The 19,999-nt window shown below is 71.1% G+C and carries 19 protein-coding genes; 6 read left to right on the plus strand and 13 right to left on the minus strand.

All coding sequences use genetic code 11. The annotated features are described in order from the left end of the window. Window positions 1-13: 13 nt before the first annotated feature. Both QSJ59_RS10680 and QSJ59_RS10685 read left to right on the plus strand, forming a co-directional pair. Entirely contained in the window at window positions 14-772 is a 759-nt protein-coding gene (locus tag QSJ59_RS10680) for a GIDE domain-containing protein (protein ID WP_285759098.1), read from the plus strand. A gap of 236 nt (window positions 773-1,008) precedes the next feature. Further along, a complete protein-coding gene (locus tag QSJ59_RS10685) occupies window positions 1,009-1,872 on the plus strand; it encodes a DUF1206 domain-containing protein (protein ID WP_285759099.1) in 864 nt (287 codons plus the stop codon). Here QSJ59_RS10685 and QSJ59_RS10690 read toward each other — a convergent pair. Further along, on the minus strand, window positions 1,827-2,708 hold the full coding sequence (locus QSJ59_RS10690) for an RNase H family protein (RefSeq protein ID WP_285759100.1): 882 nt from the start codon (window positions 2,706-2,708) through the stop codon (window positions 1,827-1,829). The genes QSJ59_RS10685 and QSJ59_RS10690 overlap by 46 nt on opposite strands. Before the next feature lie 115 nt (window positions 2,709-2,823). Further along, complete coding sequence (locus QSJ59_RS10695) at window positions 2,824-3,453, minus strand: TetR/AcrR family transcriptional regulator (RefSeq protein WP_285759102.1); 630 nt, start codon at window positions 3,451-3,453, stop codon at window positions 2,824-2,826. Between the two features lie 136 nt (window positions 3,454-3,589). Between QSJ59_RS10695 and QSJ59_RS10700 the strand changes: the two genes are divergently transcribed. After that, a complete protein-coding gene (locus tag QSJ59_RS10700) occupies window positions 3,590-5,161 on the plus strand; it encodes a DHA2 family efflux MFS transporter permease subunit (RefSeq protein WP_285759103.1) in 1,572 nt (523 codons plus the stop codon). Window positions 5,162-5,176: 15 nt separating this feature from the next. Here the strand turns inward: QSJ59_RS10700 and QSJ59_RS10705 are convergent, their stop codons facing one another. Further along, on the minus strand, window positions 5,177-5,644 hold the full coding sequence (locus QSJ59_RS10705; protein ID WP_285759105.1) for a PTS sugar transporter subunit IIA: 468 nt from the start codon (window positions 5,642-5,644) through the stop codon (window positions 5,177-5,179). Between the two features lie 162 nt (window positions 5,645-5,806). Continuing rightward, window positions 5,807-6,484 carry a hypothetical protein gene (locus QSJ59_RS10710; RefSeq protein ID WP_285759107.1) on the minus strand — a complete coding sequence of 226 codons (678 nt, stop codon included), beginning with the start codon at window positions 6,482-6,484 and terminating at the stop codon, window positions 5,807-5,809. A gap of 196 nt (window positions 6,485-6,680) precedes the next feature. On the opposite strand from QSJ59_RS10710, the gene QSJ59_RS10715 reads away from it, so the two are divergent. The 3 genes from QSJ59_RS10715 to QSJ59_RS10725 all read left to right on the plus strand — a co-directional run bounded on the left by QSJ59_RS10715 (window position 6,681) and on the right by QSJ59_RS10725 (window position 9,979). Next, window positions 6,681-7,226, plus strand: a complete 546-nt coding sequence (locus tag QSJ59_RS10715; RefSeq protein ID WP_285759109.1) for a GNAT family N-acetyltransferase — start codon at window positions 6,681-6,683, stop codon at window positions 7,224-7,226. A gap of 241 nt (window positions 7,227-7,467) precedes the next feature. Continuing rightward, a complete protein-coding gene (locus QSJ59_RS10720; protein ID WP_285759111.1) occupies window positions 7,468-8,268 on the plus strand; it encodes a purine-nucleoside phosphorylase in 801 nt (266 codons plus the stop codon). Window positions 8,269-8,311: 43 nt separating this feature from the next. Next, window positions 8,312-9,979: a phospho-sugar mutase gene (locus QSJ59_RS10725; protein WP_285759113.1), complete on the plus strand. Its 1,668-nt coding sequence runs from the start codon at window positions 8,312-8,314 to the stop codon at window positions 9,977-9,979. A 1-nt stretch (window position 9,980) separates the two neighbouring features. Here QSJ59_RS10725 and QSJ59_RS10730 read toward each other — a convergent pair whose 3' ends face one another. The 9 genes from QSJ59_RS10730 to QSJ59_RS10770 all read right to left on the minus strand — a co-directional run bounded on the left by QSJ59_RS10730 (window position 9,981) and on the right by QSJ59_RS10770 (window position 19,951). Then, the gene (locus QSJ59_RS10730; protein WP_285759115.1) at window positions 9,981-11,252 is read right to left on the minus strand and encodes a thymidine phosphorylase; all 1,272 of its coding nucleotides are present in this window, start codon (window positions 11,250-11,252) and stop codon (window positions 9,981-9,983) included. A gap of 127 nt (window positions 11,253-11,379) precedes the next feature. Beyond that, window positions 11,380-11,787, minus strand: a complete 408-nt coding sequence (locus tag QSJ59_RS10735; RefSeq protein ID WP_285759116.1) for a cytidine deaminase — start codon at window positions 11,785-11,787, stop codon at window positions 11,380-11,382. After that, a complete protein-coding gene (locus QSJ59_RS10740; RefSeq protein ID WP_285759118.1) occupies window positions 11,784-13,043 on the minus strand; it encodes an ABC transporter permease in 1,260 nt (419 codons plus the stop codon). The genes QSJ59_RS10735 and QSJ59_RS10740 overlap by 4 nt, the downstream gene beginning before the upstream one ends. Continuing rightward, window positions 13,040-14,467, minus strand: a complete 1,428-nt coding sequence (locus QSJ59_RS10745; protein WP_285759120.1) for an ABC transporter permease — start codon at window positions 14,465-14,467, stop codon at window positions 13,040-13,042. Before QSJ59_RS10745 ends, QSJ59_RS10740 begins: the two co-directional genes overlap by 4 nt. Beyond that, the gene (locus QSJ59_RS10750) at window positions 14,464-16,047 is read right to left on the minus strand and encodes an ABC transporter ATP-binding protein (protein WP_285759121.1); all 1,584 of its coding nucleotides are present in this window, start codon (window positions 16,045-16,047) and stop codon (window positions 14,464-14,466) included. Before QSJ59_RS10750 ends, QSJ59_RS10745 begins: the two co-directional genes overlap by 4 nt. Before the next feature lie 197 nt (window positions 16,048-16,244). Then, entirely contained in the window at window positions 16,245-17,312 is a 1,068-nt protein-coding gene (locus QSJ59_RS10755; RefSeq protein ID WP_285759122.1) for a BMP family lipoprotein, read from the minus strand. 411 nt (window positions 17,313-17,723) lie between these two features. Further along, window positions 17,724-18,509 (minus strand): alpha/beta fold hydrolase, encoded by a 786-nt coding sequence (locus QSJ59_RS10760; RefSeq protein ID WP_285759123.1) that lies wholly within the window; start codon window positions 18,507-18,509, stop codon window positions 17,724-17,726. Between the two features lie 34 nt (window positions 18,510-18,543). After that, window positions 18,544-18,888, minus strand: a complete 345-nt coding sequence (locus QSJ59_RS10765; RefSeq protein ID WP_285759124.1) for a biotin/lipoyl-containing protein — start codon at window positions 18,886-18,888, stop codon at window positions 18,544-18,546. Between the two features lie 46 nt (window positions 18,889-18,934). Then, window positions 18,935-19,951 (minus strand): alpha-ketoacid dehydrogenase subunit beta, encoded by a 1,017-nt coding sequence (locus tag QSJ59_RS10770; protein ID WP_285759125.1) that lies wholly within the window; start codon window positions 19,949-19,951, stop codon window positions 18,935-18,937. Window positions 19,952-19,999: the final 48 nt, after the last annotated feature.

Consider the following 19,999-nt stretch of genomic DNA (forward strand, 5'->3'; position numbering starts at 1 on the left):
CAAGGAGAGGGCGATGGACGACCTCTTGGTGCCAGCACAGGTCCTCACACTGCTCGCCGCGGTGCTGAGCCTGTTTCCCCTGAACCGGGCCATCAAGGCCAGGCGGTTGAGGACCGACCTGCTCCAGACCCCCCACCTGCCCATCGGGTCGCTCGCGACAGCCTGTTCGCGAGAAGGAACGATTCCGGTGGTGGTCGACGGAAACGCCGAACCGGGGCCCCAAGGCATCCTCCACGCACCCCAAAGCGGTCGGGCCTGCGTGTGGTACCGGGTGGAAGTCTGGTCCCACCGGCCCAAAAACGGCCACCCGGGCAATCGCATACACGTCACCCGGACCACCGTCCGCCAGAGCAGCCGCTCCTTCGCCCTTCGCGACCGCACCGGCGAGGTCGCCTGTAGACCAGGTAGAGCGGAGCCTAGACTGACCGGCTCCATCCACCAGGAATTCGTTCCTGACCCCGGCCGTGTCCCCGACGCCCCCCGCCACCTCGGCCCACGCGACCCCGAAAGAACGGAAACGTCCCTCGAACCGGGGAAGTCCTACCGGGAACGGGCCGTCAGCCCTGGTGCGCGCCTGCTCGTCAGAGGCCATGCCCGCATCGACGGTGAAACCGTCGTCCTGGAGGGCACCGACGAAGAACCGCTGTTCTTCTCCACCCTCAGCGAGCCCCATCTGCTGGAGGCGAACCAGCGCCGCGAAATAGTGGGCTTCACCCTGTTGCCCGCCACCCTGGTGGTCCTCGCTGCCCTTGCCGTTGGCGGGCAGGAGTGACCTCCTCCGCAAACACGGCACCGGGCCTTTGCTCCGGAAGGGTGGGACGCGGGCCGGTCCCGGTCCAGGGGGCCGCCCGCACCGCTTCCGCGCGAGAACATCGGGGCACGGCGGTCCTGTCATCGGTGGAACCTGCCTGCGGTGCGGCACGGTGACCGCGCAGGTCCGGCCGCTTGACGAACCCCTTGGTGTTTTTTGGTGGTTTGCAGGGTTTCGCGAGGGGCAGCGAACAGCACATGAGTGCTGCGAGCGGTGCCAGAGAAGCGGGTGACAAGGCGCAGAAAGCCGGGCGCCAGGCGGGGCGGGCCGGACGTCAGGCCGCCAACAACAAATGGCTGTTACGCCTGGCCAGACTCGGTCTGGCGGCAAAGGGCCTGCTTTACCTGATCATCGGCTACCTGGCGGTGCAGATTGCCTTCGGCAGCTCCGACGAGCAGGCCGACAACTCCGGCGCGCTCCAGATGATCGCCGACAACACCGGCGGCCAGATCGTGCTGTGGGCGGCGGCGCTCGGCATGTTCGGGCTGGCGCTGTGGCAGTTCACCGTGGCGGCCTTCGGCAGCCGGCTCGGCCTGGACAAGGCGAGCAAGCGCGCCCTCGCGGCCGGGCGGGCCCTCACCTATGGCTCGCTGTGCGCCACCATCGTCACCTTCCTCCTCGGCTACAGCCAGCCCAGCTCGCAGGACAGCCAGTCCAAGGAGATGACCGCGACGCTGATGGAGCTGCCCGCCGGGCAGTTCGTGGTCGGCGCCGTCGGCCTCGGTTTCATCGTCGCCGGTGTGGTGATCGCCTGGGGCGGCGCGACCCGAAAGTTCGAGAAGGACCTCGCCGTCGGCGCCATCCCGGCCACCGCGCGCAAGGCCGTCATCGGCCTGGGCGTGGCGGGAACCGTCACCAAGGGCATCATCATCAGCGCGGCCGGCGTCCTCATCGGCTGGGCCGCGGTGACCTTCGACCCCGACAAGGCGCAGGGCCTCGACGGTACGCTGCGCGCGTTGGCCGACACCCCCGCCGGACCGTGGCTGCTGGCCCTGGTCGCCTTCGGCGTCCTGCTCTACGCCCTCTTCTGCTTCTGCCAGTCGCGCTGGGCCCGCGTCTGAGCGTCCGGGCCGGTGCGGGTGCCGCTGTGCCACTGACCGAGGAAGGACGCCACGAAGCCGTCGGCGTGCTCGATCAACTCGCTCGTGGACCGGGCGCCCGGATCGGCCAGTCGGCGCCGCGCCATTCCGGCCAGTGAATCGGCCGTCTCGTTGAGCAGGTGACCGGAGTGGCCTTTCACGGCCGTCACCTGGATTCCGGGGCGTTCGGCCATCGCCTGGCCGAGGCGCACCAGGCTGGGGAGCCTGCCCGCGCGGCGCGGCGCGGCGTCGTAGCCGGCGGGCAGCTCCGGGGTCCCGCCCGACTGCCACAGCCGCAGGTAGCGTCGCGCCACCGCCGAGTCCACCAGGAGGACCGCGGGCGTATCGGCCGCCAGGACCTGAAGGAGCAGCGCGACGGCGCGCAACTCCTGGACCAGTACCCGTGAGGGGCCGCTTGGGTCATGGGCGCTCGAACCCCAGGAGCGCATCCCCCATCTCCCATCGGAGGTCACGTACCCCATGCCGGCATGGCGTCCCTTGACGCTGGCGTCGGTGGCGGCGACCAACGGTGTCGTCCCGCTCCACCGCTGCACCCTGCCGTGGTGTCCGCTGAGCGTCCGGGCGGCGCGGCGCGCGCTGATCTCGGCGTCCAGGGCCTCGGCCCGGGCCAGCATCGACTCCGCCGCCGCGAGGTCGCCCACGTGTGCGGCGTCGAAGGCCAGTGCCATCGCCTCGGACACGCTCCTGCGACGCGGTCCGGCGGGGGAGTAGACGACGTGGCCGCGCAGTGCGCGGGCCCGTCCGGCCAGTCGCGGGGGGAGCCGCCCGGCGCACGCGTCGAACTCGTCCGGAGCCACGCCCGCACCACCGTCCCCTCCGCGCCCGGAGAAGAGTCCTTGTCCCTGACTAGGATTTATATGGCCGCACCCCGCGTAGCGCAAGACCTGCGCGCCGTGCATGCGACCAACGGTCCTACCAGTTCGTGGTGATCGCTTCCCCTACCTGGTCGAGATGGTCCAGCATGGTCGCGACCAGTTCCTTGAGATCGGTGCGCCCGGAGCGGCACCAGGCGGTGTGGCCGTTCTGGACGGTGGCGAAGAAGACCGCGGCCACGAGCCCCGGGCGGGGGTCGGTCGCCGGGTCCACCCCGGCGCGCTCGGCGAGCAGGGCCGCCAACTGCTCCTGCCGTTCGTGGCAGTAGCGCAGCTGGGCCGCGAGGAGGTCGGTGTTGGTGTCGATCAGCCGCAGCGCCTCGCCCTGGGCGTGCATCACCGCGGTGTCGGATAGCTCCCATTGGTCGCGCAGCGCGTTGCGCGCGGCGGTGAGCGCGCACTCCTGGAGGGGGCGCGCGCGTACCGCTTGGTAGAGGAGTTCGTCCATGCCCTCCTGGGCGGCCAGGACGAGCTCCTCCTTGGAGCCGAAGTAGCGGAAGAAGGTGCGCTGGGAGACGTCGGCGGACGCGGCGATCTCCTCGGTGGTCGTGGCCTGGTAGCCGCGTTCCCCGAAGAGCCGCATCCCGGCTTCGACCAGGGCTTCCCTGGTGCGGGCCTTCTTGCGTTCGCGCAGCCCCGTGGGCCGGTGTTCGGCGATTGCGGTACCCATGCCGGCCTCCCGGGTGTCACGTGCTTTACCGGGGAGGATACACGCGTGGAACATTGGCGTCATAAGTTGCCAAATGTCAGTGACTGACATACTCTCCATGAGGTTTGCCGGCTCCACGACACCCGCAGGGGGATACATGACGACCACCGCCGCGCCGCCGGTCGCGCAAGCGACGGGCTTGCGTGCCAGCCCGTGGGGGACCCTGGTCGCCATCGCCTTCGGTGTGATGATGGTGGCCCTGGACGGCACGATCGTCGCGGTGGCCAACCCCGCCATCGGTGCGAGCCTGGGGGCCTCCCTCGCCGAGCTCCAGTGGGTCACCCACGGCTACCTGCTCGGCCTCGCGGTCTTCCTCATCACCGCGGGGAGACTGGGCGACCGCTTCGGCCACCGCAAGATGTACCTGGTGGGAACGGTCGGCTTCGTGCTGGCCTCGGTCGCCATCGCCCTGTCCGCCGGTGTCATCATGCTCATCGCGTTTCGCATCCTGCAAGGCGTTTTCGGTGCCCTGCTGCTGCCGTCGGCGATGGGACTGCTGCGCTCGGTCTTCCCCCCGCACAAGCTCGGCCGCGCCTTCGGCGTCTTCGGCAGCCTGATCGGCGCGGCCACCGCGGGCGGCCCCATCATCGGCGGCCTCCTCGTCGGCTCCTTCGGCTGGCAGGCGGTGTTCTACATCAACGTGCCGGTCGGCGCGGTCGCCCTGGGACTGGGGCTGTGGCTACTCGCGGCCAACCGGCCCACCGATCCCGGGTCCCGGCTGGACGTCCCCGGCATCGTACTGCTCAGCGTCGCGATCTTCGCCCTGGTGTGGGCGCTCGTCGAGGCTCCGGCGGTGGGCTGGACCCACCCCGTCACCCTCGCCTCGCTGGGTGCCGCACTGCTGTTCGGGGCGGCCTTCGTGCTCTGGGAGCGTCGCCCCGCCCATCCGCTGCTGCCGCTCGGGATCTTCGCCAACCCCTCCGTGTCCATCGGCACCGTGCTCATGGTGCTCATGGCCCTGGGCCTCATGGGCTCGCTCTTCTTCATCACCTTCTACCTCCAGGGTGTGCGGGGCATGTCGCCGGCCCAAACCGGTATGCAGCTCATCCCCATGACCGCGATGATGGCGATCACCTCGCCCATCGCCGGGCGGGTGCTGGACCGCTTCGGCGCGCGCATCCCCACGGCGCTGGGGCTCGTGCTGTCGGCACTGGGGATGTTCCTCCTGTCGCGGCTCGACGCCGACAGCGGAGTCGCCCACATCTCCATCGGTTTCGTGCTCCTCGGCGTCGGCCTGAGCCTGGTGATGACCGGCGCCACCGCGGCGATCATCGGCAACGCCCCGGTCCGTTTCGCCGGGGTGGCCTCCGCCGTGCAGCAGGCCGCGATGCAATTGGGCGGTTCGCTGGGGACGGCGGTCCTCGGCGCGGTCATGTCGGCGACCATCGTCTCCACCCTCCCCGGGCACTACGCCGCGGCAGGACTGGACGTACCGGCCGGCGAGGAACTGGCCGGGATGCAGAGCCTGGTCGCCCAGGGCGGCGCGGCGCTGCCGGAGGGCGTCGCCCCGGAGACGGCCCAGGCCATCACCCAGGCCAGCAATCTCGCCTTCCTGGACGGAATGCATCTGGCCTTCGGGATCGCCGCCGTCGTGATGACGTTCGCCGCCGTATTGTCGCTGGCGATGCGCTCGGGCACGACCACCGGCGAACCGGCCGTGCACGTCTGACCCCGGGGCCGGACGTCACCGGCCCCGGTCGTAGGCGCTCACCAGGGAGCGCACCCGGGCGGGGGTGGTGGCGCCGTGCAGCGCCGCCAACCGCCCGGGGGAGTCCAGCATCGCGGTCAGTTCCGCCAGCACGGCGCAGTGGCGGTCCCGGTCCACCCCGGCCAGTCCGATCACCAGCCGCACCGGATCGTTCTCGGGGTGACCGAAACGCACGGGGGCGGCCAGCCCGGCCAGTGACAACCCGGTACGCAGCACGGCGCGGCACGGGCGGGCATGGGCCAGCGCGAGGCCGGGGGCGACCACGATGTAGGGCCCGTGCGTCTCGACCACCCGCTGCATGCGCACGATGTAGTCCTCGGTCACCGCCCCGACGGCCATCAGCAGCCCTCCTGCGGCACTGATGGCGTCGCGCCAGTCAGTGGCTTCGACACCGGTGGCGACCGCCCCTTGGCAGAGCAGGCCGGACAGTGTGGTTCGGGCCATGTGTCCCCCTCCCGGCAGCCGGACCGCCCGCGCTCACGGCGTCGCGGGAGGTGATCGGGTCAGGCTAGGCGCAAGAGGGCGATTTCGGCCCGGTCCGCCGCCCTATGGCGGGTCCGGATCGGGTGAAATATCGGTAAGCGTCGCATTACCGCAGGGAGGTACTCATTCCTCACCCTTGGTGATCTTGGCCGCGGTGCGGTCGCGGTGCTCCAGGGTGTTGCTGGTGGTGCGGGCGTGGGCCCGCATCAGCCGCCGGGCGTCGTCGGCGGCGGCGCGTGCGCTCTCGGGCCGGGCGGCCTGGCCGCGCGGCGCGTCGTCGCGGGGCAGGCCGATCCCCTCGGGAAGTCCGGAGCGGCCCACTACGCGCAACTGGGCGTTCTCCTGGGAGACCGAAGGACGGATATCACCGGTGGGGGTCTTCCAGTTGCGCAGCCGATGGTCCAGCCACTCCGGCCCCTGGTAGCCCTCTCCCCGCGCCCAGGGGGCGCCATCGGGCCGCATACTCAACGCGTGCAGCAGGTCGGCGATCGACCAGCCGGCGGAGAAGAACCGCGACGCCTCGTCGCGCAACCTGGAGAACTCCACGCCGTAGAGCGATGCATCACGCCTGCGCAGCAACTCGCACGCCTCGTGGACGTCGCTGCGGGTGTGCACCGGCTGGTTCATCGGATCGGCCGCCGTGCGGGTCAACAGCGCGTCCTCGACGGTCAGGATGACCTCTCCGTCGCGCTTGTCCCAGACGCTGATCCGCTCGCGCGGCCAACCCTGGGACTCGGCAAGAGCAGTGGCGAGCTTGCGCAGGTCAAAGCCGTCACCGGAGGAGATTCGCAACTCCGCCATGGGGTGCCTCCCGACTTCCTCGTCACACCGGTCGGGCCCAGCCTAGGACACCCCGGGGACAGGAACCGGGCCCGCGTGAGCAGGCCGGTTCCTCGGCCTTGTCTTTTGCGTCCGAGTGGATTAGACCGATTCGTGACTGCGTGAACCGGAAAAAGTGGCCGCTGGGGACAGCGGTCGACGATGAGGCGGGGTGGACATGGCCGACGGCAGGGTCTGCGGACACCGGTCCGACGTGCTCCCGGAGGTGGGGCTGGTGGACCTGGACGGCGACACGCCCGTTGTGGCGGCGCTGCGGGCGGCAGTCATGCGGCACCGGCTCGGTCCCGGCCAGCACCGCTTCGTGCAGTCACCGGTCAGCACCCTGCCCCGAGCCGACGCCGACCCCAACCGCACCCCCTTCGCGGTCGTGCACGAGGGCGCCGCGGTGGGTTTCGGCATTATCGACCGGGACGGTCAGCTCCGCGAGATCGCCACGGACCCGGTCCACTCCGTGCTCCTGCGCGCCTTCTACATCGCCCCCCGCTGGCAAGGGCGCGGCCTGGGCCGCGCGGCCTGCGTCGCGGTCCCCGCACTGGTGACCGCCATCGTCCCGCACGCCAGGGCCGTGCTGCTCACCGTCAACGAGGCCAACCCGGCCGCCTACCGGACCTATACCGCTGCGGGCTTCGTCGACACCGGCCGCCGCTACCTCGGCGGCGACGCCGGACCCCAACACGTCCTGCTGCACACCATCGGTGGCTGAGAACGGCCCGCGCCGTGCGTCGGGCACCGCGTCGAGCGTGTCCGGCCTCAGACCGCCTACCCGTTTGCGACCGGCCGATAGGGTGTGACCCCGCGGATCGACAGCGGCCGACGCCGCGCAGGTCACGGTTGCGGCTGGTTATCGAGTCCCCCGCGGTTCGGCGTTGCGACCGGGCCCCGCGCCGGACAGGATCGGTCGCACGGTCCGCACCGCCATAGAGCCACCACGAGGAGAGCCGCCTGTGAGTACCACCGCCCACGACCGCGCCCGGGAAGCCGCCGACGCGCTGCGCTCCCGCACCGGTGTGGACTCCTACAAGGTCGCGCTCGTCATGGGTTCGGGCTGGGCCCCGGCCGCCGACCAGTTGGGGGTCGAGGGGGAGGAGTTCGAGGTCAGCGAACTCCCCGGGTTCCTCGCGCCGACCGTGCAGGGGCACAGCGGCAAGGTGCGCAGCATCATGGACGCCCAGGACGGGGCGCTCCTGGCCTTCCTCGGCCGCACCCACCTCTACGAGGGCCACGGCACGGACGCCGTCGTGCACGGGGTGCGAACGGCCGTCGCGGCGGGCGCCACCACCGTCATCCTCACCAATGCCGCGGGGTCCCTCAACACCGACCTCGGGGTCGGCCAACCGGTTCTGATCAGCGACCACCTCAATCTCACCACGCGGTCGCCGATCGTGGGCGCCAATTTCGTCGACCTCACCGACACCTACGCGATCCAGCTGCGCAAACTCGCCCACGAGGCGGTGCCGGACCTGCCCGAGGGCGTCTACGCCGCCATGCCCGGTCCGCACTACGAGACCCCGGCCGAGATCCGCATGCTCCGCGCGATGGGCGCCGACCTGGTCGGCATGTCCACCGCGCTGGAGGCCATCGCAGCCCGTGAGCTGGGCGCCTCCGTCCTCGGCCTCTCCCTGGTCACCAATGTCGCCGCCGGACTCACCGGCCAGCCGTTGAACCACCAGGAGGTCCTGGACACCGGCCGCGACGCCGCAGCCGATGTCGGCCAGCTCCTCGCGGCCATCGTCGAGCGCATCTGACCCCGGCGCTACTCCCCACACAGAGAAAGGGCGGCACGGCGCGATGACGGTGACCCACCAGCGACAGGCCGAGCAGTGGCTTGCCCAGGACCCCGACCCCGAGACCCGGGCCGAGCTCAAGGCACTTCTCGATGCCGGGGACGGAGCCGAACTGGCCCGTCGGTTCTCCGGGCGCCTGCAGTTCGGCACGGCCGGACTGCGGGGGGAACTGGGGGCCGGTCCCACCCGGATGAACCGGGTGACCGTCATGCGCGCCGCTGCGGGGCTGGCGTCCTGGCTCCCCGACGGATCGACCGTGGTCGTCGGTCACGACGCCCGGTACCGCTCCGCCGATTTCGCCCACGACACCGCCGCGGTCCTGACGGGGGCCGGTCACCGGGCGCTGCTGCTGCCGGGCCCCCTCCCCACCCCGGTTCTCGCCTACACCGTGCGCGCCCACGGCGCCGATGCGGGCGTCATGGTCACCGCCAGCCACAACCCGCCGCGCGACAACGGGTACAAGGTCTATGTCGGCGGCGCCGCCGACGTGGCCGGCAGCCAGATCGTGCCGCCCGTGGACACCGAGATCTCCGCGGCCATCGACGCCGTGGGGTCGGTGGCCGACCTGCCGCTGCGCACCGACTACACGGTTCTCGGCCCCGAAGCCGTGGACGACTACGTCGCGGCCGTGGCCGCACTGCCGTTGGGAGCGGCCCGCGATCTCTTTGTCACCTACACGGCGATGCACGGGGTGGGCACCGCGGTCCTGCTCGCCGCCTTCGAGCGGGCCGGCTTCGCGCCGCCCCGACTCGTTCCCGAGCAGGCCGATCCCGATCCCGACTTTCCCACGGTGGCCTTCCCCAACCCCGAGGAACCCGGCGCGATGGACCTCGCGCTGGCTGCCGGGCAGCTGCACGGCAGCGACCTGATCCTGGCCAACGACCCCGACGCCGACCGGGTCGCGGTGGCGCTTCCCGGCCACGGCCTGCTCACCGGTGACGAGGTCGGCGGACTGCTCGCCGAGCACGTCCTGGCCCGGACCACGGGCGCCGACCGCCTGGTGGCCGCCAGCATCGTCTCCGCGAGCCTGCTCCCCAAGATCGCCGCCGGCCACGGCGTGCACTTCTCCGAGACCCTGACCGGGTTCAAGTGGCTGGTCCGGGCCGGCGGATACGACGAGCTGGGCCGCCCACTGCGCAACGTCTTCTGCTACGAGGAAGCCCTGGGCTACTGCGTCAGCGGGGACGAGGGCCGCCCCGTCGCCGACAAGGACGGCATCAGCGCCGCACTGGCCCTGGCCTCCCTGGCGGCCGAGGCCAAGCAGGAAGGCCGGACCCTGCTGGACCTCCTGGACGACCAGGCCCGCCGCTACGGACTGCACCTGACCCGTCAGCTCTCGGTCCGGGTCAGCGACCTCGACCTGCTCACCTCGACCATGCGCGGGCTGCGGTCCCGGCCGCCGCTCACCTTCGGGGAGCTGAGGGTCGACGCGGTGGAGGACTTCGCGGAGGGCAGGGGCGCGCTGCCGCCCACCGACGCCCTGCGCTACCGCCTGAACGGTCCGCTGCGTGCCACGGTCACGCTGCGCCCTTCGGGTACGGAGCCCAAGCTCAAGGCCTACCTGGAGGTGGTCCTGGCCGATCCCGGGGAGGACGTGCCCGCCGCCCGTCGCGCGGCCGAGGTGTGGCTGGAGGCGCTGCACGAGGCAGTGGCCGCCCTCATCCGGGGATGAACTACTCCACCCGTTCGATGACCAATGGGCGGGGCGTGTACGCGCCGCCGATCGTGTAGCTGCCCGCCAGGGACTCCTCGGCCCGCTCGAAGCGGTCGGGGTCGTCGGAGTGCAGGGTGAACAGCGGGTCGCCGGCCCGTACCTCCTCACCCGGTTTGACGTGCAGGGTGATTCCCGCACCGGCCGAGACCGGGTCCTCCTTGCGTGCGCGTCCCGCCCCCAGGCGCCAGGCGGCCACGCCCACCGCGTGCGCGTCCAGCCGGCTCAGGACACCGCTCCCGGAAGCCAGGACCTCGCGGGTCCGCGCGGCCACCGGCAACGGCGCGTCCGGGTCGCCGCCCTGGGCCGCGACCATGCGACGCCAGGAATCCATCGCCGAGCCGTCGTGCAGCGCCTCTGCCGGATCCTTGGCCCCGGCCAGGCCGGCTGCGGCCAGCATCTCCCGTGCCAGTGCCACCGTCAGCTCGACCACGTCGGCGGGGCCGCCCCCGGCGAGCACCTCCAGGGACTCGGTCACCTCCAGCGCGTTGCCCACGGTACGGCCCAAAGGCGTGTCCATCGCGGTCAGCAGGGCCACCGTGCGCACCCCGTGATCGGTGCCGATGTCCACCATGGTGCGCGCCAGTTCGCGCGCGGACTCCCGGTCCTTCATGAACGCGCCCGCCCCCACCTTGACGTCCAGGACCAGCGCACCGGTCCCCTCGGCGAGCTTCTTGGACATGATCGAGCTCGCGATCAGCGGGATGGACTCCACCGTCCCGGTCACATCGCGCAGCGCGTAGAGCTTGCGGTCGGCTGGTGCCAGCCCGGTGCCCGCCGCGCACACCACCCCGCCCACGTCGGCCAGGATGCGCTGCATCTCCGCGGGCGACACCTCGGCGCGCCAGCCCGGGATGGATTCAAGCTTGTCCAGGGTGCCGCCGGTGTGCCCCAGCCCGCGCCCTGACAACTGGGGTACGGCCGCGCCGCAGGCGGCCACGGTCGGGGTCAGCGGAAGCGTGATCTTGTCGCCCACGCCGCCGGTGGAGTGCTTGTCGGTGGTCGGTCTGTCCAGACCGGAGAAGTCCAGGCGCTCGCCGGAGGCGAGCATCGCCTCGGTCCAGCGCCCCACCTCCGAGCGGCTCATCCCACGCCATACGATCGCCATGTTCAGCGCCGCCATCTGCTCCTCGGCGACCTCACCACGGGTGTAGGCGTCGATCACCCAGTCGATCTGGTCGTTCGACAGCTCTTTGCCGTCGCGCTTGGTGACGATGATGTCGATGACGTCCATGCGCTACATCAGCCTTTCTCGCGTCGGGGCCCCGCGCAGCGCGCGGTCCTGTCCCCATCAAAAACCGAAGGGCCCTCCCGGTCCGCGCGCCGCGCGGACCGGGAGGGCCCCGTGTCCTGGTCCGATCTCATCGGGGTCGGTCGAGGTCGTCCGGCCCGAACGCCTGCGGGAGGAGTGCGCCCAACGGCAGCACGCCCTCGGGAGTGTCCACCAGGAGCCGCGTCCCGCCGTGCTCGTGGAGCAGTTGGCGGCAGCGTCCGCACGGCATCAGGGCGTTTCCCGCCCCGTCCACGCAGGCGAACGCCACCAGGCGCCCGCCCCCGCCGGCGTGCAGCGCCGAGACCAGGCCGCACTCCGCGCACAGCCCCAACCCGTAGGAGGCGTTCTCCACGTTGCAGCCGACCACCGTGCGTCCGTCGTCCACCAGTGCCGCGGCGCCCACCGGGAAATTCGAGTACGGCGCGTACGCGCCGTGCATCGCGGTCGTCGCCGCGGCGCGCAGCCCCGGCCAGTCGACCTCGTGCGGGCCCGTCACGACTTGCCTCCCGGGCGCCACTGCCGGCCCACGGCCGCGGGGGGCCGCAGCCGCTGGGTGGCCAACGCCATCACCAGCAGGGTCGCGATGTGCGGGCTGTAGGTGACCAGTTCGCGCGGCAGCGTGTCGGTCAGCGCCCACCACACCACCAGCAGGGCCGCGACCCCAAGCGAAACGACCGCGCTCAGCCGCTTGCCGCGGGTGAACTGCCAGATCGCGACCGCCACCAGGACGGCGGCGACCAGCAGCAGCAGCGCGTGCACCGCCGCACCCGAGCCGCGGACCTGGAGGGCGTCGGTGAACCCGAACAGGCCCGCGCCCATCGCCAGACCGCCCGGCCGCCAGTTGCCGAAGATCATCGCGGCCAGGCCGATGTAGCCGCGCCCGCCGGTCTGGCCCTCCTGGTAGATGGACGAGGACACCATTGCCAGGAACACACCGCCCATCCCGGCGAGACCACCCGAGACCAGCACCGCGACGTACTTGTAGCGGTACACCGAGACACCCAGGGACTCCGCGGCCTCCGGGCTCTCGCCGCACGAGCGCAGCCGCAGTCCGAACGGCGTCTTCCACAGGATGTAGTAGGAAGCCGGGATGAGCAGGATCGCGACCAGGGTCAACAGGGAGATCCCGGTCGTCAGGCCCAGCACGAGCCCGGCCAGGTCCGAGACGAGGAACCAGCGCTTGTCCTCCAGCGGACCCAACAGGCCCGACACGAAGGGCAGGTCCACGAGCGGGAAGCGCGGCAGCGGCGGCGACTGGGCCGCACCGCCGCCCGGCTGGTCCTGGAAGTACAGGATGGACAGGTAGCGCATGGCGCCCACGGCCAGGATGTTGATCGCCACACCGGAGACGATGTGGTCCACCCCGAAGGTCACCGTTGCCACGGCGTGCAGCAGACCGCCGATGACACCGCCCAGGACGCCTGCGACCAGGCCCGCCCACGGGCTGCCGGTGTTGTAGGCGGCGAACGCCCCGGCCCAGGTGCCCAGCACCATCATGCCTTCGAGGCCGATGTTGATGATGCCGGCGCGCTCGGCCCACAGGCCGCCCAGTCCGGCCATCGCGATGGGAATCGCGAAGGCGAGGCTGGCCTGGATCGTGCCCGAGTCGGTCAGCGCGTTCTGCCCGGTGATCACCCGGACGCCCGCCAGCGCCACGAACACGGCGACGCCGAGGCTGACCAGGCGCCAGGGGGTGACGACACGGCGCGGCGGTTTCTTCTCCGGCGTCGCGACTTCTACGGTCTGGCTCATGACGCGGCCACCTTCTCCCGGCCCAGTTCCCTGCCGACTTGGCGCTGTTGGTAGCGACGGCCCCAACGGTGGACCAGTTCGTACACCACGACGATGGTCAGCACCATCGTGGCCTGCGTGACGACGGCGATCTCCTTGGGGATGCCGTCGATGTCCAGGATTTGCGACGACTGGTCGAGGAAGGCCCAGAACAGCGCCGCGGCGGCGATCCCCACCGGGTGGTTGCGGCCCAGCAGCGCGATCGCGATGCCGGTGAAGCCCAGCCCCAGCGGGAAGTCCAGCGCGTAGTAGTGCGACGAGCCCAGCAGCTGCGGCATCCCGACCAGTCCGGCCACCATGCCGGAGATGACCATGGACAGCACGACCATCTTCTTCACGTTGACGCCGCTGGCCTGGGCCGCGGTCGCCGACTGCCCGGTGGCGCGCAGCTCGAACCCGAACCGGGTGCGGTTGAGCATCCACCAGTAGCCCACGCCCACCGCCACGGCGAGCAGGACCAGGCCGAAGATGGGGCGGGTGGCGCCCATGAAACCCGCGGGGATGCCCGGGACCCACCCGGATTCGGCGATGGGCCGGGTCCCGATGTTGTTGGTGCCCAACTCGACGGCGAGCCGGTTGGTGTTGAGCAGGTAGGCGGTCACGCCGGTGGCGATCGCGTTCAGCATGATCGTGGAGATGACCTCCGACACGCCGCGGGTCACCTTCAGCCAGCCGGCGATACCGGCCCAGAAGCCGCCGACGGCGACCGCCACGGTGATGATCACGATCTGGTGCAGGACGGGGGGAAGCACGAACGCGCCGCCCACCGCCGCGGCCAACAACGCGGCGAGCCGGTACTGGCCGTCCACCCCGATGTTGAACAGCTTCATCTTGAAGCCGATGGCCACGGCCACCGCGGACAGGTAGTAGGTGGTGCCGGTGTTGAGGATCTGCACGACGCTGTTGGGCTGGGAGCCGTAGTTCAGCATCCGCTCGAAGGTGTGCAGCACCTCGACGCCGGTGGCCAGGAGGACCAGGGCGGTGATGCCCAGTGCCAGCACACCGGCCGCTGCGACCGCGCCGAAGGCCAGCGCCAACTGCGTGGGCAGCCGGCGGTACAGCAGTACCGCCACCGCCCCGCCGGCGGCCGCGCCGACGGGGTAGGCGACCGGTTCGATCAGCCACAGGTCGAGGACGATCGCGGCCAACAGGGCGACCAGGACCGACAGCACCAGCGCGATCGGCGTGACCAGGAGCCGGTGGATGCCGGTCGTGGCGTCCTCGGCATCGGAGCCGACCGCCAGCAGCGGGACGGCGAAGGCCAGTGCCACGCCGATGGCCAGTGCGGCCGGTGCCAGTAAGGCAAGGTCGAGAAGGAAGGTGACGGCGGCGGCGGAGAGGGCCGCGACCGCGATTCCCGCGGGTGCGGGGAGGGATTTGATCATGCTCCTGCCTCGTTTTCCGTGGCCGCGTCGTTGCCGTTCGCGGCCCGCGGGTCCAGCCCGGCACCGGTCATCGCCGAGCCGAGCTGTTCGGGGGTCACCGAACGTGGGTCGGCCTCGGCGACCAGCCTTCCGCGCAGGATCACGTACAGGGTGTCGGACATTCCGATGAGTTCGTCCAGATCGGCGGAGATCAGCAGTACTGCGAGCCCCTGGGCGCGCGCGGCGCGCAGGTGGTCCCAGATGGCGGCCTGGGCACCCACGTCCACACCCCGGGTCGGGTGTGCGGCCACGACGACCTTGGGGGAGCCGCTCATCTCGCGGCCCACGATCAGCTTCTGCTGATTGCCTCCGCTGAGCGCGTCGGCCTGCACGTCGATCCCGGGGGTGCGCACGTCGAACTCCTCGACGATGCGCTGGGTGTCGGCGCGTGCTCCCGCACGGTCGATGAGTGGCCCCTTGGCGTTGGGGCGCTGGGTCTGGTGGCCGAGGACGCGATTCTCCCACAGCGGGGACTCCAACAACAGCCCGTGGCGGTGCCGGTCCTCGGGGACGTAGCCGACCCCGGCCTCGCGGATGGCGCGGGTCTGCCAACCGGTGATGTCGGTACCGTCCAGGGTGATGCGGCCCTTGGCGGCCGGGCGCATCCCCATGACGGCCTCGATCAGCTCGCTCTGGCCGTTGCCCTCGACCCCGGCGATGCCCACGATCTCCCCGGCGCGGATGGCCAGGTTCACGCCGTCCACGACCGTGCGGTCCTGGGCCGACTCCACGGTGACGTCGGCCAGCTCCAGCACCACCCGGTCGGTGACGGTGGACTCGCGCAGCTCGGGGACGGGGAGCTGGCCGCCGACCATGAGGGTGGCCAGTTCGCGGGCGGTGGTGTTGGCCGGGTCCACCGTGGCCACGGTGGTGCCGCGCCGGATGACGGTGATGTCGTCGGCGACCGAGAGCACCTCGTCGAGCTTGTGCGAGATGAAGATGACGGTCAGCCCCTCCTGCTTGAGCTCGCGGAGGTTGTCGAAGAGTTCGTCGACCTCCTGCGGCACCAGGACGGCGGTGGGTTCGTCGAGGATGATGATGCGCGCGCCCCGGTAGAGGACCTTCAGGATCTCCACCCGTTGGCGGTCGCCGACACCCAGGTCCTCCATGAGGCGGCCGGGCTCGACACCGAGTCCGTACTGGGCCGACAGCCGGGTGATCGTGGCGCGGGCCTTGGCTCCGATGCCGTGGAGGTGCTCCGCGCCGAGGACGACGTTCTCCAGGACGGTGAGGTTGTCGGCGAGCATGAAGTGCTGGTGCACCATGCCGATGCCCTGCTTGATGGCTTCCGACGGGGAGTTCAGCTGGACCGTGCTCCCGGCGATGGCGATGGTGCCCTCGTCGGGTTGGTGCATGCCGTACAGCGTCTTCATCAGCGTCGACTTGCCTGCGCCGTTCTCACCCACGATGGCGTGCACTGTCCCCGCGCCGACGGCGATGTTGATGTCGTGGTTGGCCACGACGCCGGGAAACCGCTTGGTGATCCCGTGCAACTCGACGGCGGCGGGAGGTGCGGCCCCGTCGCCGGGATGCGTGCTCATCCGACTCCTAGTTCGTCAAGGTGCGGCCGGCGGCCTTGTGAGCCGGTCCGGGCGCCGGCCGCCCGATGCGGATCCGCGTGGGCGGGGGACCGGTGCCGCCGCCCGGTGGGCAACGGCGAAGCGGCGTCCCGCTGCCGTGAGGGCACATTCCCCTCCACGGGCAGACGGGACGCCGCGATGGCGTCGACGCCGGTGGGTCAGGGGGCGGTCGGAACCGTGATCTCACCGTCGATGATCTGCTGCTTCAGCGCGTCGAGCTCCCCCTGGATGTCGGAGATCTCCTCGCTGTTGGACGTGGCGTAGTCCACGCCGCCGCTGGCGAGGTCGAAGCGCTGGATGCCGCCTTCGGCACTGCCGTCCACGATCCCGCTGACGAACTCGAACACCGCGGTGTCCACACCCTTGAGCGCGGAGGTGACGATGAACGGCTTCTGTGCGTCGGAGGCGCCCTCGTACTGGTCGCTGTCGACGCCGATGAACAGCTTGTCCTTGGCCTCGGCCGCGTTCAGCACGCCGTTGCCCGAGGCGCCGGCCGCGTGGTAGATGACGTCGGCGCCGGCGTCGTACTGGCCCTCGGCGGTGGCCTCACCGCGGGAGGGGTCCTGGAACCCGCCGAAGTCCGGGGGCTGGGTCAGGTAGGCGACCTCGATCGTGATGTCGGGGTTGATCTCCTGGGCGCCGGCGGCGTAGCCGGCCTCGAACTTCTTGATCAGCGGGGTCTCGACGCCGCCGATGAAGCCGATGTGGTCCTCTTCGCTCTTGAGTGCGGCGGCCGCGCCGGCGAGGAAGGACGCCTGCTCCTCGGTGAAGACCAGGCTGGTGACGTTGTCGATGTCCTCGATCTCGGAGTCGACGATCGCGAACTGCACGTCGGGGAACTCCGGGGCGACGGCGCGCACGGGCGCGTCGTAGGCGAAACCGACGGCGATGACGACGTTGTAGCCCTCTTCGGCCATGAGCGCCAGACGCTCTTCCTTGGCCGACTCGGGCTCGCCGTCGGTGGGCTCGAGGTCCTGGGCGTCGGTGATGCCCAGTTCGTCCTTGACCCGCTCCAGGCCGCGGTAGGCGGAGTCGTTGAAGGACTTGTCGCCCTTGCCGCCGATGTCGTAGGCCAGGCCCACGCGGATGTCGGACTCGGCCGTGGCACCGTCTCCGCCGGCGGTGCCCTCGTCAGTGCCGCTTCCGCTGTCACAGGCAGTCATCGCCAGGGCCAAGACCCCGGCTGCCGCCATCGCACCGAGACGGGCGACTGTGTTGCGCTTCACGCTTCCTCCCCTTCGAGCCCGTGACCGGTTCGCGATGCGCGAACCGCCGGGTTATGCAGCCGGACACTATCCGTTTGTGCAAATGCCACCAATCGCCACAGGTGGGTTGTTATGAAGGCGAGAGCGGAGTGAAACGGACGTTACCAATGAGTTGTCGTCCAGCTCACATTTCGGCCTTCATGGCAGGTGGCGGGGGTGGCCGCAACGGCAATTATTGCCAAAGGGGGGATGTGTCCAGGTCGGCGCTCGGGGTGATTAGAAACACCCCATATCGCCACAGTTCGGACATGGGGCCTCGGGGTGGCCACCGAGGAGGCCCCGGGCGGGCCGTGCCGGGGGCTCGGCGACGCGCCCGCGGACTGGTCACTCAGGGTGACCAAAGTCGAAGCGTCCGGGAGCTGCGAAGCGTTGCTACCCGGTGTAGTCGGCAGCGGTGCCCGCTCCCCGATCCGGACGATCCAGGAACGCCACCGCGGCCCGTTTGAACGATTGTGCCGACACGGCTGTGCGGTGGTCGCGCCGGGGCACCCGTAGCAGCTCCGCCCCTGCAAGATCCGCCGCCAACCCCTCCGCCCCCGCGGCGATCGGATCGAGCTCCCCGGCCACCAGCAGCACGGGGACGTCCGCCGGGGCGGGGACGGGACGGTAGGGCTCTCGCGCCTGCCCCTTGGCGCAGGCAGCCAGGGCCGTGGGGTCCGCACCGGGCAGGGCGGCCGCCGCGGCGAACACCGCGGCGAAGGGCCCCGCGTCCTCTCCGCCCAGCCGGTCGGGGTCCGTCCCGGCGAAGGCGTCCTCGGGGCCGAAGCCGCCCAGCACGATCCTGCGGACCGACGCGGGGTGGTCCACCGCCAGCTGCCAGGCCAGCCGGGAGCCCATCGAATACGCCACGACGTCGGCGGGTCCGTCGCCCGACTCGGCCAGTACCCGCGCCAGCAGGTCGCCGAGCGATCCGGGGGAGTAGTGGGAAGGGACGTGGGGCTTGGGGGAGCGGCCGTGCCCGGGCAGATCCACTCCGACGAACCGGCGCCCCGTACCTTCCAGCGCCGTCGTCCACCCGGTGCGCACCCAGTTGGCCGCGAAGTCGGAGCCGAATCCGTGCACCAGCAGCACCGTCGGGGCACTCGGCGCGGTGGCACCGCCCACGGTGTAGCGCAGGAGGGGAGCCCCGGTCGCGGGGTCGAGCAGTGTCCGGTCCATGCAGATCCTCACGGGCGGGGCGGGCGGGGGCGGTTCACTCGGACGGCGGTCGCAGACGGACCCGGCGGGTGGGTCGTTCCTCGGTCGGGACGGTCCCCACGATCCCCGCGGATGCCTCGACCTCGAAGGTGACCAGTGCGGCGCCCACCGCCAGCACCTCCCCCTCCGCGGCGTGCAGCCTGGCGACGGTCCCGCTGTGCGGCGAGGGGATCTCCACCGCGGACTTGCTGGTCTCCAGCTCCACCAGGGGCTGGTTGCGCTCGATGTGCTCGCCGGCGCGCACCAGCCATTCCAGGACGGTGGCCTCGACCAGCCCCTCACCGAGATCGGGAAGGGCGAACGTGCGCTCCGCGCCGCCGGGACCCGCGGTTTCGCTCATCGGGACTCCTTGTCGTCACTAACAGGTGGGGCCGACCGGGTCGTGCTCAGAACTCCAGCGTGCGCTGGACCGCGAGCAGGACCCGATCGGCGTTGGGCAGGTACTGCGGTTCCAGCGGCCCCGCCGGATAGGGCACGTCGAACCCGGTGACCCGCTGCACGGGTGCACGCAGGTCCCGGAAGGCGTGCTCCTGGACCAGGGCCGCGATCTCCCCGCCGAGGCCGGCGGTCAAGGGCGCCTCGTGCACCACGACGACCCGCCCGGTACGCCGCACCGACGCGGTCAGTCCCGCGGTGTCGATCGGCTTCAACCAGCGGAGGTCCAGCACCTCCAGTTCCACCCCGTCCTCCGCGGCGAACTCGGCCACCCGCAGGCAGTGGTGCACCATCGCCCCCCACGCCACCAGCGTGGCGTGGCGCCCCTCGCGCACCACCCGGCTCGCCCCGATCGGCAGGTCGGGTTCGGTCAGCGCGCCGGGGGAGCGATTCCAGTAACGGGCCTTGGGCTCCAGGTAGACCACCGGATCGTCGGCACGCACCGACTGCAACAGCAGCCGGTAGGCATCGGCGGGGTCCGAGGGCGAACACACCTTCAACCCGGGGACGTGCGCGAACAGGGCCTCCAGGCTCTCACCGTGGTGCTCGGGGGCCTGGATGCCGCCGAAACTGGGCAGGCGCAGGGTGATCGGCATCGGCGCGGCCCCCCTGGAGCGGTAGTGCATGCGCGCCACCTGGTTGACGATCTGATCGACCGCCGGGTAGGCGAACCCGTCGAACTGCAGTTCCGGGACGGGGCGCCAGCCGTTCATGGCCAGGCCGACGGCCAGCCCGACGATGCCTGACTCCGCCAACGGGGTGTCGAAAACACGCTGGTCGCCGAACTCCGCCTGGAGACCGTCGGTCACCCGGAAGACGCCGCCGAGCCGTCCGACGTCCTCGCCGAAGACGAGCGTCGCGGGGTCCTCGGCGAGAAGAGTGCGCAGCGCCGCGTTGATGGCCTGCTGCATGGAGTGTTCGGAAGCGGTCGCGTCTGCTGACGCGGGGGTGGTCGCGAGCTCGGTCATGACACGCTGCCCTCTCTGGCCGGGGAGTTCGGGCTTGCCGGGGCTGGG

Origin of the sequence: Nocardiopsis ansamitocini (assembly GCF_030268225.1) — a bacterium.
GTDB classification, from domain to species: Bacteria; Actinomycetota; Actinomycetes; order Streptosporangiales; family Streptosporangiaceae; genus Nocardiopsis_D; species Nocardiopsis_D ansamitocini.

What these genes read in the sequence shown, in the direction of transcription:
- QSJ59_RS10760 (WP_285759123.1), bottom strand. Translation starts at nt 18,509, where the DNA reads ATGGACCGGACACTGCTCGACCCCGCGACCGGGGCTCCCCTCCTGCGC.
- QSJ59_RS10745 (WP_285759120.1), bottom strand. Translation starts at nt 14,467, where the DNA reads ATGATCAAATCCCTCCCCGCACCCGCGGGAATCGCGGTCGCGGCCCTC.
- QSJ59_RS10730 (WP_285759115.1), bottom strand. Translation starts at nt 11,252, where the DNA reads ATGGACGTCATCGACATCATCGTCACCAAGCGCGACGGCAAAGAGCTG.
- QSJ59_RS10765 (WP_285759124.1), bottom strand. Translation starts at nt 18,888, where the DNA reads ATGAGCGAAACCGCGGGTCCCGGCGGCGCGGAGCGCACGTTCGCCCTT.
- QSJ59_RS10700 (WP_285759103.1), top strand. Translation starts at nt 3,590, where the DNA reads ATGACGACCACCGCCGCGCCGCCGGTCGCGCAAGCGACGGGCTTGCGT.
- QSJ59_RS10695 (WP_285759102.1), bottom strand. Translation starts at nt 3,453, where the DNA reads ATGGGTACCGCAATCGCCGAACACCGGCCCACGGGGCTGCGCGAACGC.
- QSJ59_RS10705 (WP_285759105.1), bottom strand. Translation starts at nt 5,644, where the DNA reads ATGGCCCGAACCACACTGTCCGGCCTGCTCTGCCAAGGGGCGGTCGCC.
- QSJ59_RS10770 (WP_285759125.1), bottom strand. Translation starts at nt 19,951, where the DNA reads ATGACCGAGCTCGCGACCACCCCCGCGTCAGCAGACGCGACCGCTTCC.
- QSJ59_RS10710 (WP_285759107.1), bottom strand. Translation starts at nt 6,484, where the DNA reads ATGGCGGAGTTGCGAATCTCCTCCGGTGACGGCTTTGACCTGCGCAAG.
- QSJ59_RS10715 (WP_285759109.1), top strand. Translation starts at nt 6,681, where the DNA reads ATGGCCGACGGCAGGGTCTGCGGACACCGGTCCGACGTGCTCCCGGAG.
- QSJ59_RS10740 (WP_285759118.1), bottom strand. Translation starts at nt 13,043, where the DNA reads ATGAGCCAGACCGTAGAAGTCGCGACGCCGGAGAAGAAACCGCCGCGC.
- QSJ59_RS10685 (WP_285759099.1), top strand. Translation starts at nt 1,009, where the DNA reads ATGAGTGCTGCGAGCGGTGCCAGAGAAGCGGGTGACAAGGCGCAGAAA.
- QSJ59_RS10750 (WP_285759121.1), bottom strand. Translation starts at nt 16,047, where the DNA reads ATGAGCACGCATCCCGGCGACGGGGCCGCACCTCCCGCCGCCGTCGAG.
- QSJ59_RS10680 (WP_285759098.1), top strand. Translation starts at nt 14, where the DNA reads ATGGACGACCTCTTGGTGCCAGCACAGGTCCTCACACTGCTCGCCGCG.
- QSJ59_RS10725 (WP_285759113.1), top strand. Translation starts at nt 8,312, where the DNA reads ATGACGGTGACCCACCAGCGACAGGCCGAGCAGTGGCTTGCCCAGGAC.